This is a genomic window from Prosthecobacter dejongeii (assembly GCF_014203045.1).
Taxonomy (GTDB): domain Bacteria; phylum Verrucomicrobiota; class Verrucomicrobiia; order Verrucomicrobiales; family Verrucomicrobiaceae; genus Prosthecobacter; species Prosthecobacter dejongeii.
Genome location: NZ_JACHIF010000010.1, coordinates 139,642 through 152,544, shown reverse-complemented (window position 1 = coordinate 152,544; position 12,903 = coordinate 139,642). Strand labels below are relative to the sequence as shown.

General features: G+C 55.6%; 12 protein-coding genes. 3 read left to right on the top strand and 9 right to left on the bottom strand.

Annotated features, from left to right (window positions below; genetic code table 11):
- Positions 1-350 precede the first annotated feature (350 nt).
- The 6 genes from HNQ64_RS20040 to infC all read right to left on the bottom strand — a co-directional run bounded on the left by HNQ64_RS20040 (position 351) and on the right by infC (position 5,004).
- Positions 351-1,022, bottom strand: a complete 672-nt coding sequence (locus HNQ64_RS20040; protein WP_184212034.1) for an REP-associated tyrosine transposase — start codon at positions 1,020-1,022, stop codon at positions 351-353.
- Positions 1,023-1,260: 238 nt separating this feature from the next.
- Positions 1,261-2,025, bottom strand: a complete 765-nt coding sequence (locus tag HNQ64_RS20035) for a GDSL-type esterase/lipase family protein (protein WP_184212032.1) — start codon at positions 2,023-2,025, stop codon at positions 1,261-1,263.
- Between the two features lie 77 nt (positions 2,026-2,102).
- Entirely contained in the window at positions 2,103-2,462 is a 360-nt protein-coding gene (locus HNQ64_RS20030; RefSeq protein ID WP_184212030.1) for a hypothetical protein, read from the bottom strand.
- A gap of 55 nt (positions 2,463-2,517) precedes the next feature.
- Entirely contained in the window at positions 2,518-3,315 is a 798-nt protein-coding gene (locus HNQ64_RS20025) for a biotin--[acetyl-CoA-carboxylase] ligase (RefSeq protein WP_184212028.1), read from the bottom strand.
- 18 nt (positions 3,316-3,333) lie between these two features.
- Positions 3,334-4,023: an HAD family hydrolase gene (locus tag HNQ64_RS20020; protein ID WP_184212026.1), complete on the bottom strand. Its 690-nt coding sequence runs from the start codon at positions 4,021-4,023 to the stop codon at positions 3,334-3,336.
- 93 nt (positions 4,024-4,116) lie between these two features.
- A complete protein-coding gene (gene infC / locus HNQ64_RS20015) occupies positions 4,117-5,004 on the bottom strand; it encodes a translation initiation factor IF-3 (protein WP_221305514.1) in 888 nt (295 codons plus the stop codon).
- A gap of 540 nt (positions 5,005-5,544) precedes the next feature.
- Between infC and HNQ64_RS20010 the strand changes: the two genes are divergently transcribed.
- Positions 5,545-7,416 carry an AIPR family protein gene (locus HNQ64_RS20010; RefSeq protein ID WP_184212024.1) on the top strand — a complete coding sequence of 624 codons (1,872 nt, stop codon included), beginning with the start codon at positions 5,545-5,547 and terminating at the stop codon, positions 7,414-7,416.
- 29 nt (positions 7,417-7,445) lie between these two features.
- Here the strand turns inward: HNQ64_RS20010 and HNQ64_RS20005 are convergent, their stop codons facing one another.
- The gene (locus HNQ64_RS20005) at positions 7,446-9,992 is read right to left on the bottom strand and encodes a DEAD/DEAH box helicase (RefSeq protein WP_184212022.1); all 2,547 of its coding nucleotides are present in this window, start codon (positions 9,990-9,992) and stop codon (positions 7,446-7,448) included.
- Between the two features lie 132 nt (positions 9,993-10,124).
- Between HNQ64_RS20005 and HNQ64_RS20000 the strand changes: the two genes are divergently transcribed.
- Together HNQ64_RS20000 and HNQ64_RS19995 are read left to right on the top strand one after the other, a co-directional pair.
- Positions 10,125-11,426, top strand: coding sequence for a Y-family DNA polymerase (locus HNQ64_RS20000; RefSeq protein ID WP_184212020.1), 1,302 nt, complete (start codon positions 10,125-10,127; stop codon positions 11,424-11,426).
- A gap of 48 nt (positions 11,427-11,474) precedes the next feature.
- Positions 11,475-12,125: an SGNH/GDSL hydrolase family protein gene (locus HNQ64_RS19995; protein WP_184212018.1), complete on the top strand. Its 651-nt coding sequence runs from the start codon at positions 11,475-11,477 to the stop codon at positions 12,123-12,125.
- A gap of 19 nt (positions 12,126-12,144) precedes the next feature.
- Here the strand turns inward: HNQ64_RS19995 and HNQ64_RS19990 are convergent, their stop codons facing one another.
- Together HNQ64_RS19990 and HNQ64_RS19985 are read right to left on the bottom strand one after the other, a co-directional pair.
- Entirely contained in the window at positions 12,145-12,429 is a 285-nt protein-coding gene (locus tag HNQ64_RS19990) for a hypothetical protein (protein ID WP_184212015.1), read from the bottom strand.
- Positions 12,430-12,572: 143 nt separating this feature from the next.
- Positions 12,573-12,896, bottom strand: coding sequence for a helix-turn-helix domain-containing protein (locus HNQ64_RS19985; protein WP_184212013.1), 324 nt, complete (start codon positions 12,894-12,896; stop codon positions 12,573-12,575).
- Between the last annotated feature and the right edge of the window lie 7 nt (positions 12,897-12,903).

Genomic DNA, 12,903 nt, shown 5'->3' with positions numbered 1-12,903 from the left:
GCAGCAATGTTAATGATGGCTCGTGAGAGTACGCGTTCTTGGAGCGCGGACCTCCGAGTCCGCAGCGGGTGGATGCGGAGCGGGGCTGAAAGGTTGTTTGGCTTGTCGAGGCGTTGGGGGAAGCTCAGGATGTGGGGTGTGGCGAGGTGCTGCGGGTTTGGAAACCCGCGCTCCGTTAGGCTTTCGGAGCGCGGACCTCCGAGTCCGCAGCGGGTGAAGGCAAAGGGGGATGCGGAGTGGGGCTGAAAGGTTGTTTGGCTTGTCGAGGCGTTGGGGGAAGCTCAGGATGTGGGGTGTGGCGAGGTACTTCGGGTTTGGAAACCCGCGCTCCGTTAGGCTTCGCAGAGTCGTTACGGTTCGTTGGCCAAGTAAGTCCAGGGCCATTGTTTCCAGTCGGTTACCAAGCCTGCCTTGACGGGATTGTTGCGGATGTAACGGATGGTCCTGGCTTCATGCTCTGCGTCCCGCATGTAGGTATCCCAATAATCGGCCTGCCAGAAAGTGCCAGTTCGACCTAATAATTGGTTAGCTCGATTCGAGCTGTATTGTTTCCAGCTTTTTATCACTTGATGCATAGGGACCGTCGTCACCTCAAAAAGTACATGCACATGATTGGGCATGAGGGTGAACGCCCGTAAATGATAGCGCTGCCCATCGAAGTGGCGCAAGGTTTGATAGACCATCTCAGCCACACCTTTGTCCTGCAAATGCCATGCGCCCAGACCAAGATCAATCCAGGACTCAAGCTGAAGGCGGCGTTCGCGTTCATCCTCCAACTGGAAAATGGTCTCCCATTCGTGTTGCAGCTCTGCCGGAAAGCTATCGCCTAACCTGAAGGTGACAAATTGCGTCAACCCAGGTTCGTCACGATGTGGAATGTATCCTCGTTCGTTCCAACCGCGAAACCCAAGCATTTGCTCCGCCTGATCGGGATTGAGGCAGTGCTCTCGTTGATTCTTGACCGTCTCGCGGAGCTTAGGTCTGTGCGGCACGCCTTCTTGGCTTTGGGGGATGCGCTGCATGACTCAAAAAAAGGGTGCGGTTCACTCGGCCTTCGGCGCAGGTTTTGACTGAGCCTGCAAGCTCATACCTGTGCATAACCAAAGTAGGATGACCAGGAAGCTTGGATGCATGGCTGAAGACTCACTGAGAATCTAGAGCGCCGTCAATGTCGCGTGTGATGCGGGGCTCTGGAGCCATGCCCTAAAAACAAAAAGAGCGCGGAAGGATTTCCGCGCTCTTTGGAGTGATAGGAGGCTGTTATTTCATTAGCTCGGCCAACTTGGGCGTGATGGCATCGGCCCAGATTTGGTAGCCTTTGGAGGAGAGGTGCAGGAAGTCTGGCATCACATCGGCGGTCAAGGCTCCCTCGGGTTGTGGGAATTTTTCGCCGATGTCGAGGAAGTGGATGTTTTTTCCGTCGTCGAGTTTGGCGATGATTTTGTTCACTTCCTTCAGCTTGTCATTGGAGGCACCCAGTTTGCCTGTCGGCCGGTCACCACGGGGGAAGACGGCGAGGAGGAGGATCTTGGCCTGGGGCTGTTTGGCACGGATGGTTTCAACGATGACGGTGATGCCTTTGGCGATGCCTTCAGCACTGTCTGAGCCGACATTGTTGGTGCCGATCATGAGAACGACGGCTTTGGGTTTGATGGTCTCAAGCTCGCCGTTGGTGATGCGCCAAAGGACGTGCTGGGTGCGGTCGCCACCGATGCCAAAGTTGGCGGGTTTGTAGGCGCCGAAGGCCTTGTCCCAGATGGCTTTCTGGCCACCCCAGCCAGCGGTGATGGAGTCACCGAGGAAGAGGAGATCGGTCTTGCCTTCTTGGGCGATTTTGAGGAAGCGCTCATGCGCGGCGATGAAGCCTGGGTTTTCTTTGCCATCGGGCCCCATCTTCGGGGCGGCCACATCGGGAGCCTGGGGAGGAAGTTTGACGGCGGGGGCTGCGGGCTTGGCGGCTGGTGCGGCGGTCTGCGCGTGCGCGGTGAATGCGAGGAGGAGGGCAGCAAGGATGGTTAATTTCATGCACAGTGATTTTGAGAGCCGTGCTGGGGGGAGGCAATCACAAAGTCTGAGGGATGTTGCAGAAAGGTAGGTTCTCACTAACGACGACGGCGTCTGACGATGCGGCGTGTGGAGTTTTGAACGGAAAGAGGTTTGGATGTGGGTTCGGGGTGCAATCTTTTGAAAGCACGCTGCCGCACGCGTTGACGCATCCAAAGGAGCCCACAGAAAAGCCCCGCCCCAAGTAAGATGGTGCGAGCATTGAACCAAAAAGAATCGGCCTCCATGGCCTCTGTCGTTTTCGCCACTCGGGTGAGGAAGGGGCTTTCCGTATCGGTCTTTTGAAAACGCAATTCCGCCTCATGCTGTTGCTGGCGGGTGCAGCCTTTGATCTGTGCGATGAGGGCAAGGAGAATCAGGAGGATGGCGGTACTCCTGGCTGGGAAGGCGGTCTTCATGAGGGCTGAGGTGGAAAATCCATGCTTTCCAAGGAACGTCCACAATGAAACGGGGCTAGATCACCTGGCGCACGCCTTCGGCACTGGTGAGGGTGCGGAGGCTGCCATCTGGCATGGCCAGGATGAGATGGCCTTCGTGATTGAGGTCTTGGGCGCGACCGTAGATCTCTTGTCCATCCACGGTGGCGCGGATTTGTTTGCCCAGAAGCCAACTGCGTTCACGCACTTCCGCCACGGCCTGGGGGTAGTCTGCGGCGATGCGAGCGAATTGGGTGTGGAGTTCTTGCAGGAGGCGAAGGGCGATCTGCTGGCGATCCAGCTCACGTATTTGGATGCTGGAGGGGAGGCCGAGGAATAAGGAGGTGGCGGTGCCTGTGAGGGCTGGGGGGAACTCGCGGCTGTTCACATTCAGGCCGATGCCGAGAATCAGCTTCATGCCCTGGGGCGTGGTGACGGCTTCGGCCAAGAGGCCGCTGACTTTGAGGCCGTTGAGATAGATGTCGTTAGGCCATTTGATCTGAGGCTGGAGGGGAAGCTCCTCTTCGATGGCGCGACAAATGGCGAGAGCAGCGAGGGTGGTGAGCCGTGGCCAGAGGGGGATGGGGGCCTCTGGGCAGAGCAGTAGGGAGACCATGAGGTCTTGCCCACGGGGAGTGACCCAGCGGTTGTCCCGGCGGCCCCTGCCTGCGGTTTGGGATTCCGCAAAGAGGACGAGGTTGGAGGGTTCACCCCGCAGGGCTGCGGCGCGGAGGGCATCGCTGGTGGAGGGGATTTCTTCCTCCACGTGAACCTTCCAGGGCAGGGAAAGAGCCGTGCATTCCTGCTGAAGGGCTTCAGGATCGAGATCACTCATGTACGGGCAGGGGACGGCTCATTGCAGAAGCAGGTCGCAGACACGGTCAGTTTCTGAGAGATCTTCCAGGCATTGCCAAGGGGAATGATGGGCCAGGGCGGCTGCCTGAAAAGTCCCGGTGGCGACGGCTAAGCAACGTGCGCCAATGGCCCGTGCGCAGGCGATGTCCTTGGGCGTATCTCCGATGACAATGATATCCTCCGGCGAGTAGGTGTGCCCGGTGATGGCCTGGATGCGGCGAGTGGCAAAGGGGCCGAGGTGGTTGCGATCCTCGGCATCGTCCCCGAAGGCACCTTCGAGGAAAAAAGAGTCTAACTGAAAGCGTTGCAATTTGATGTCGGCCCCAGCTCGCACATTTCCGGTTAAAAGACCCAGGTCTGCGTTTGCCCGAGTTTTGAGCTGATGCAGGAGCGATTCGACACCGGGCAGGAGACGACCTGTGAATGAGTCATGATGCAGGCGCTCGTGCAGGCGCAGGAGGTAGCGGTCTAGATATTGTTTCACCAGGGCATCTGCCAGTTCATGCCCAGTCTGGGAAAAAAGAGTGCGCACCACACCGGCATCCGTCGCGCCTGCCAGGTCCAGGGGAGCGAGTTGGCTACGGGAGACGCCGAGCACGTCTTCGACAGCATCTAGGAGGGAGGCACCGCCGGCACCGCCGGTATCCATGAGGGTGCCATCAATATCGAAGAGGAGAAGCCGTGGCATGGGATGAAGTTTCGGGAGTGAGGTGTTTACGCGCATTGGCCGTGGTCGGTGAGACCACGGCCAATGTGTAAGGAGGGAGGTTAGCCTGCGCGATTAAGCCTTGGCCGGAGTTTCGCCATTGGCGTGATCGTCATGATGTTCATCATGGTCGTCATGCTCATCGTGCTTGTCTTCGCGTGGGTCATGATCACCCTGGTGGACGTCCTTCTGGTCGGTCACGCCTTTGAGGTGAGTCTTGAACTTACGATGACGCTGGCGCTCTGGGAGCGGGCTCATCTGCATATTGATGTTACGACCCGCCATCTTGGGCTCCTGATCGGCATGACCCATGGTGACGAGATCGTTTTTGATCTTGGCAGCGAGGGCATGGCCGAGTTCTTGGTGGGCCATCTGGCGGCCACGGAACTGGAGCTGGATGCGCACCTTGTGACCTTCCGCGAGGAAATCTTCCGCGTGGACGATCTTGATGAGGTAATCGTGGGGATCAATGCCGATGCGGAATTTGAGTTCCTTCAGTTTGCCACCTTTCTGGTGCTTATGAGCTTCCTTCTTGTGCTTTTCCTGGATGTACTTGTACTTGCCGTAATCGACAATTTTGCACACTGGAGGTTCGGCGCTGGAGGCGACTTCGACGAGGTCGAGACCACGCTCTTTGGCCATGCGCAGAGCCTGCTGAGTCGGCAGCACACCGTACTGCTGGTTGGTGATTCCATCCACCACGCGCACCTTTGGCGCACGGATGCGCTCATTGACACGGGTTTGGTCAGCGTAGCGGCTGTTGTTACGCTGGGGGCCACGGCCGCCGGGGCGGTTGAAAGGAGGGCCGCCACCGCCAGTGCGGGGCTGGTAGCCCCCTGGGGCTGCGGGACGATTTACCGGGGCACCAGGTGCGCCTCCAGTAGCGGGTGCAGGAGCCCCTGCCGCAGGCTGCGCAGGAGTCGGATTTGGATTGGGGCGAGCGCCGAATTGGCCGGTGCTCAAATTGTTGAATGGATTGCTAATGGCTGACCTCCAGTTGTGTTCGGATCAAGAGCGCACGGATTGAGCTCCCTTGAAAATGGCATATCGCTCCACGGATCATATCAAACATAACGGGCCGTGGAAGCAGTGAGAAGCATGGACGAGTTTTCCTGAACCCGGTCATGCGGGCTAACAAAGGAAAGGCTCAGACAAATCATGCGAAGAAAAACTTGTGGGAATGGAGCAAACGAATGCTGCTCACTATTCGCGGATAAATCCGCATCTGGATCCCACAACGTTGAGATTAATCAGATTCTTAGCGCGGAGCAAGATGTTTTCCCAGAAAGTCCACCTCTTTGATGGCTCTGGCTATGCAGTCACACTCTCAACTGTCGATTTTTCGCCGGATGGCGCAGTCTGCAGGCGATCCTTGTGCATCTGGTAGAATCGTCAAATTCCATATTAATCATTGCAGAGCGGTTTTGTTCCATAATTTGCTTGGGATTTGACCCGCTCATATAACCTGACAAATTACTGAAAATTTAGCTTTTCTGGACACCAATGGCTGCCAACACCTATTCCAAGACCCCTGTCACACCAGCACAAATTGATGTGTTAAAGGAACGGATGAGCCTGCTGGCTGACCGAAATCCTTCCTGGAATATCGCCCGTGCGGACTGGCGTCGTTTATGGCCCTATTTTGCCGCGCAGAAGATTACGTATCTTTACGATGATGAATTGTGGGAAAATTTCATCCCTACCGATTTTAAGGAAACCGGGAAGGCTGAGGAGCTTTTGGATGCCTACATGATCCTTGATGAGGACAACGAAATTCAGCTCAAGCTTTTTCAATTCAAGTTCAGTGATGAATGGAAGGGAGGCATTTCAACCAAAGAACTGTACGCCTTTGTGGACCGGATGAACCGTGTGTTTTTAAAAACCGATCTTCAGGATGAACAGACACTGACCGCTTACAGAGAGATACAACAGGCTCTTGACGCGCGCAGAACAGGACGGAGAAGGCAACTGCGGGTGAGGGTGCAGTGTTATTTTGTGACGAATGGTCAGAGTCTTTCTCAAAGTGATGCGCCCAAGTTAGACCAGCTTCGGGATACATATGCACATGACCGGCAATCACATGGTTTCACCTTTGAAACTTACAGCTCTCAAGACTTTCATCATCTTTGTGTCCATGGACGAATCCCTGTTCAAGAGGAAACGATAGACCTCAATAATGACATGGGAGAACGTTCGTTCATGCACCAGAACATTGGCGAAAATCCAAATGGAATGCCCATTCAGGTCATGGTCGGATTTGTGAATGTCAACCAACTCATCCGGCTGGTGGACAGGTATTCAAACAACGAATTATTCGAGAAAAATGTGAGGTTTTTTCTTGGTTCTGGCAAGGAGGTGAATCGCAGTATCATAGCAACCGTCACAAGCCAGCAAAGCAGTTGGTTTGGCTTTATGAATAACGGTGTGAGCATTGTCGCAGACAAAGCGGAACTGCTACCTCCGTCCTCAGGGGGCCGCATGAAACTCCGGATTACGAACATGCAGATCATCAACGGCTGTCAGACGGTAAATGCACTTTATCATGCCAAGTATGATCCAGATTTGAAGGACCTGTTTCAAGGGAATTCAAATGTGCTCGTCAGGGTGTATCAGGTGGATCCGGATAACAGCGCATTCCTAAACGCATTAATCATTGCGACCAATTCACAGAATGCGATCCGGCCAGAAGATCTGCTCGCAACTGATCCCCGGCAGACAAAAGCCCAGGAGCTGTTTTCCAACTATGGAATATTTTACCAGCGTAAAGAAGGCGAGACGCCGCCTTCGGGAAGCCAGATGGTAAGCTTTAGTAAGGAGCAAGCAGCTTTGGCATGGCTTGCGGTATTCAAAGGTTACACTTCGCGGCTACGCAACAGTTCGTCGAAACGCGAAATTTTCCGGGACGGTGGAGAGTATGACGAAATATTCGGCCCCTTTGTTCCAGATGAAGGCGAAACCTCAGTAACTCCCGTTCAACGTGCGCTTGAACTTGCTGCATCTTGCCTAATCTTTCAAATGGTATCCCAAAAGGTGGATGCAACTGGAGCTTCGCGAAGAGAACGTGGCCCTTTGCGAAAAGCCACTTACTTCCTCTCGAGCGGAATAGCCATAATGGAGAAGCAAACACTGGAAACGCTGATTCAAAAGCACTCCAGTGTTGAACCTGGTAGCAATATTCGCGAGCAAATGAAACGGGATTGCCAGCGGCTGGTTGATGCTCGCTTTGATCAAATGGTTCGTTACTTCACCGACGCTCTTCATGTTTATTTAAAGGACAATGGAGGAACTGAAGATGCGGCACTGAAAAACAGCCGTTTTGCAGAGGAGTTTAGCAAAAGTGTAGAACATGCAGAGTTTTTTAGGGACCTGGTTTGATCTGTTCGCGTCTGGTTTTAAATTTACCTTCAGCTTTCAGACACGGGGCCGAGTGAAACGAGCTGCAAGGTGGGTTTGCCCTCCTCTCGGGCTTTGGCGAGGTCCACGGTGAAGATGGCTTGCCAGTCATTGAGGCCTTCGAGGTCCACGAGGACTTGGGAGACTTTCCAGGTTTGGCCATCCTCGGCGGGCTCGGGGAAGGTGTAGCGGCCGTTGCGGGCTTCATTGTCGAGGAGGATGCGGTCGTGCTCGTCGTAATAGGGGGCCATGGTGGTGGCGAGGAGATCCGCCGTCCAGGGGGCGGCATGAGGGCCGAGGGCATGGATGGCGAGGCGGTAATCCTCAATGACGAGGCCACGGAAAAAACGAAAGATCTCGGTGCGGATAAGGGCGATGAACTCGCGTTTGTTGCGGGTGATGTCCGGGGCTTCTTCGTGCTCCGGTTTTTCCTCGTCAGGTTTCCAGTCGGGATCGCGCAGGCGTTCCCATTCATCCAGCAGGCTGGAGTCGGTGCCGCGAAGTACACCGGCTAGCCAGGCTTCCATTTCCTGAACGGGCTCGGTTTTAAAAGTCTCCGGCACAGTTTGGGAAAGGACCTTGTGGACGCTGGAGAGGTGGCGGAGGAGGACGCCCTCTGTGCGGTGGAGGTCGTAGTCCTGGATGTAGTCGGTAAAGCTGCGGAAGTTTTCAAACATCTCGCGCACGATGCTTTTGGGGCGGATGTTTTCCTGGCCTACCCAGGGATGAAGCGCGGCAAATTCGTTGAAAGTGCTGTAGATGAAGTCGCGGCAGGGCTTGGGGTATTCCAGTTCCTCCAGACGAGCGATGCGTTCCTCATAAGGCAGGCCTTCTTCCTTCATGGCGGCCATGGCTTCGTCCTTCACTTTGCTAAGCTGGCGGCGGAGGATGAGGTCTGGATTTTCCAAAATGGACTCGCACAGCGTCAGCATATCCGCCGCGTAGTTGGGCGAGTTCGGGTCAATCAGAGCGAGGGTATCAATGAGGTAGAGCGATAGCGTTTGATTGAGGGAAAAGTCATCCTGAAGCTCGACATTGAGGCGGAGTTTTTGCCCGGGTTTCAGGCGGTCTTTGAGCGGGATGATGGAGATGATTTTACGCTCGACGAGGGCGCGGAAAAGCTGCCGTGCACGCTGGCGATGCTGCTTTTTAGCCGTGGTGGTCTCGTGAGAGTCCGCGATGAGTTGCTGCATGGCTGCGCAGCCGTCATCTTCGCGGCTGAGCACCTGGAGTAACATGCCATGGGAGACCTGGAAGCGAGAGACGAGGGCCTCTGGCGTGGCGGTTTGCAGTTTTTTGAATGTGTCCTCATTCCAGCCGACGAAGCCTTCGGGCGGTTTCTTTTTCACCATCTTGCGCATTTTCTTCACATCACCGGCGGCCTTGGCCTCCATTTTAGCGTTTTCAATGATGTGCTCGGGAGCCTGGGCGACGACAAAGCCGATGTCGTCAAAACCCCGCCGCCCGGCGCGGCCGGTGATTTGGTGAAAGTCACGTGCGGTTAATGTGGTCACCTTTTGGCCGCCATATTTGCTGAGGCGGGTGAGGAGAACGGTGCGGATGGGGACATTCACGCCTACACCGAGGGTATCAGTCCCGCAGATGACTTTTAGCAGGCCGCGCTGGGCTAGTTTCTCCACCAGCATACGATATTTAGGCAACAAGCCAGCGTGATGAATGCCGACGCCGTGGAGGAGGTATTTTTTGACCTCTCTGCCATAGGGGCTGGTGAATTTTTCCCCCACGAGGTATTCTTTGATGGAGGCCTTTTCTGCGGTGGAGCAGAAGTTCAGACTCATCAGATCCTGTGCGGCCTGGGCGGCATCGTTTTGGGTGAAGTGAACGAGGTAAACGGGTGTCTTTCTGGCCTCCACCAGCTCCTGCAGGGTCACATCCACGGAGGTCTGTGCGTAGCTGAACTCCAGCGGTACGGGCCGGTTCTGGGAGGAAACGATGACGCTTTCTGCCTGGGTGAGGCGGGTGAGCTCCCGCTGAAAGAAATCTGTGGCGCCAAGGGTGGCGGAAATGAGGAGGAAGCGGGAGCGGGCCATGGTGAGCAGGGGCACCTGCCAAGCGACGCCGCGCTCGTGATCTGAGTAATAGTGGAACTCATCCATGATGACCTCATGGAAGGGGGCCGTTTCTCCATCGCGCAGCGCGTAGTTGGCCAGGATCTCCGCCGTGCAGCAGAGGATGGGAGCGTGACGATTGACCGTAGCATCACCCGTGGCCATGCCGACATTTTCCGGGCCGAAGTCACGACAGAGGGCAAGAAATTTCTCATTCACCAGTGCCTTGATGGGGCAGGTATAGACGGACCGGCGTCGCTTGGCCAGGGAACGAAAATGCAGGGCGGTGGCAACGAGGGATTTGCCAGAGCCTGTGGGGGTATTGAGGATAACGTTTTTGTCCTCAAACAATTCCAAAATGGCCTCCTCCTGAGCGGGGTAAAGCTCCAGGTTCTTCTCCGCCACATATTCCAGAAAGCGGCCCAGGAGCTCGTCGTTGGAGCAGTCAGGGGATTCAGGCAGGAGGCGCAGCAGAGGGTGATCGGACATTCAGCGTCTAGTTTCCCCAGGGGTGAGGTTTGGGCAATCCTGGATCGTGGCTGGTGTGCGAAATCGGTGGTTTCGGTTGTTATAGGAATAGTGTTCTCTTGAACATTTTCTGGATTGTGCCACGGTCGGTTTATGCCGCCCTCCCCGTCATCTCCCATCCCCACGCGTCCGCGCTGGTTATTCGTGGATTTGAACAGCTACTTTGCCAGCGTGGAGCAGCAGGCGCGGCCCTATTTGCGTGGGAAGCCCGTGATTGTGGTCCCCCTGATGTCAGATCATACCTGCGCCATCGCGGCAAGCCAGGAGGCTAAAAAGTTTGGTATCAAGACAGGGACCAATGTGGGGGAAGCGAAGCGGATGTGCCCCAGTTTGGTCCTGGTGGAAGCCTCTCATGAGCGCTACGTGGAATACCACGAAAAGATCAAGGACGAGGTGGAACTGCACTGGCCTGTTCAGGTGGTGGGCTCCATCGATGAAGTGGGATTGCTGCTGGATGACAAACGCGCCAATGAGGCCTCGGCTCTGGACATTGCACGCCGCATCAAAGCCGGCCTGCGCAAGAATGTGGGGGAGGTGATCACCTGCTCCATCGGCATCGCGCCGAACCGTTATCTCGCCAAAGTTGCAAGCGATCTCACCAAACCGGATGGTTTGGAGATCATTCGTCTGGAGGACATGCCGGCGAGGCTGGCTCACCTCAAATTGACGGACTTGCCTGGCATTGGCCGTCGCATGGAGCCGCGTCTTCATGAGTGCAAAATCAAAACCTTTTTAGATCTTTGGAATGCGAGCCCGGCGGTGCTGCACCAGGCCTGGGGTGGGGTGGGTGGAGAGCGCTTTTGGCGTCACCTGCATGGAGGGGAGCTGGACGGGGATTTCGACGACATGGAAAATGTGCCGCCAAAGAGCATCGGCCATAGCCATGTACTTTCCCCGGAGTTTAGAAATCCTCCCGAGGCGATGATTGTTGCGCAGCGGCTCCTGCTAAAAACCGCCAGTCGGCTGCGGCGGGCGAAACATCGTGCCAATGAGCTTTATTTGAGCCTGCGTGCGGAGAACGGGGCGAAGGGGAAAGCGCACATGAAGTTTTCCCCCGTGTCAGACAGCTATGCCCTGACGAAGAGCCTGGAGGTGCTTTGGGGTAGGGCGCTGAGTCAGCTTCCCGGTCACCGGATCAAGAAGATCGGAGTGACGCTGATGGATCTGGAGTCTGATGAGCAACCCGTGCAACTCGACCTCTTTTCCATGATGGGAGGCAGTGTTTCTGGAGATGTGGAGAGACGGAACCGTCTTTCGAAAATCATGGACGACATCAACCAAGATTTTGGCCGTGATAGCATCGCGCTCGGATTTGCGCCGGATTTGGTGAAGACCTTTTCAGGCACGAAAATCGCCTTTACCCGCATCCCGGATTTGAAAGAATTCAAGGAGTGAAGGGGCGGTACTTGCACGCTGAGGAGATGCGGGGAAAGTCAGGCCTGAATGAAAACGATTCTTTGCTTTGGCGACTCCAACACCTGGGGATATGACCCCGCGAGCATGACGGCCCCGTTCCCGCGCCGTCATGGGCCAGAGGTGCGGTGGACGGGTGTGCTGGCCAAGGCCTTGGGAGCTGGGTTTAGGGTCATCGAAGAAGGTCAAAATGGCCGTACCACAGTCCATGAAGACCCTCTCAACATCTGCCGGAAGGGGAAAGACTACCTGCCTGCGTGCCTGGAAAGTCACAAGCCGCTAGACCTCGTCATCCTGATGCTGGGGACGAATGATCTGAAGAGTACTTTCAATGTGCCTCCGGGTGAAATCGCTGCCGGCGCAGGTGTGCTGGGGCGGATGATCCTAGCGGGTGATGCGGGACCAGAAAATCGTCCGCCGCAGTTGCTCCTGATGTGCCCTCCTAAGGTGCGAGACCTTTCGGCGATGCCTGATCTGGATGCCAAGATCCCTCATGGAGCCGCGCGCAGTGCCGAGTTTCCCCGTCACTATAAGGCACAAGCGGTGGCTCTGAAGTGTGAGTATTTCAACAGCCAAGAAATCGTCGAAACCAGTCCTGTGGATGGCATTCATTTGGAGGCTAGTGAGCACTTGAAGTTAGGCGAAGCCTTGGCAGAAAAAGTGAAGGTTCTTCTCGGCTAAAGGGGGGGAGGCAGGGGGCCTAAAGTTTATCCTGGCCTTGGAGGATGCGTTTCAGCAATTGCCCTCGTACACCCACACCGTCCTGGGTCAGTTTCAGCAGTTTGGCGTCCACACGGTCTTGTTCGACCAAGGGCATGTTGGCCCAGGGGAGGGTGATGCTGTGGGGGCCCTGACATAGGGCATCATAACGAATGAGCCCTTTTACGTACGCAGACCAAGAGGGATAACCGAGCATGGAGGCCCTTTTTTCAGCCACATCGAGAAGATCTGGAGGAAGCTTGAGAGAACGAGTGCTAGAGGCCATAAGGAAGAAAGGTGGGGGTGCAGTGGGGGATTCTTCTGATATTTTTGCAAGGATTTCACGTTTGTCCAATAATGTTCAAAAGAACATTATTTAAGGTGGGTGAAATAGCTGTGCCCTGGTGCGTACTTTTTTGGAGGCGGAAATTAGCAACCTTCCATTTTCATTCCTCGACGAATGAGGTGCAGAACATACTCGCGCACCGAGGGAAACCCCAGCGCTTGGCGAAGTCGCTCCAAAGTTTCCCATTCGTGGAGCGTGAGTGGTAAGTCCCCTTCAGTATCTCCCTGGCAAGAGAACAAGGGGGCGTTCTCAATGAGATGCTCCAGCAATAAGGAGGCCGGGCCAGAGGGAGTCTGGCCTTTTTCCCACTGAGTGACGGCGGTGGGGGAGACCCGCAGCATGCTGGCAAACTGACTTTGCGTGAGCCCCTTCGACTCACGGTAAGTGCGAATTTGCTCCGCTGTCATGGCTTGA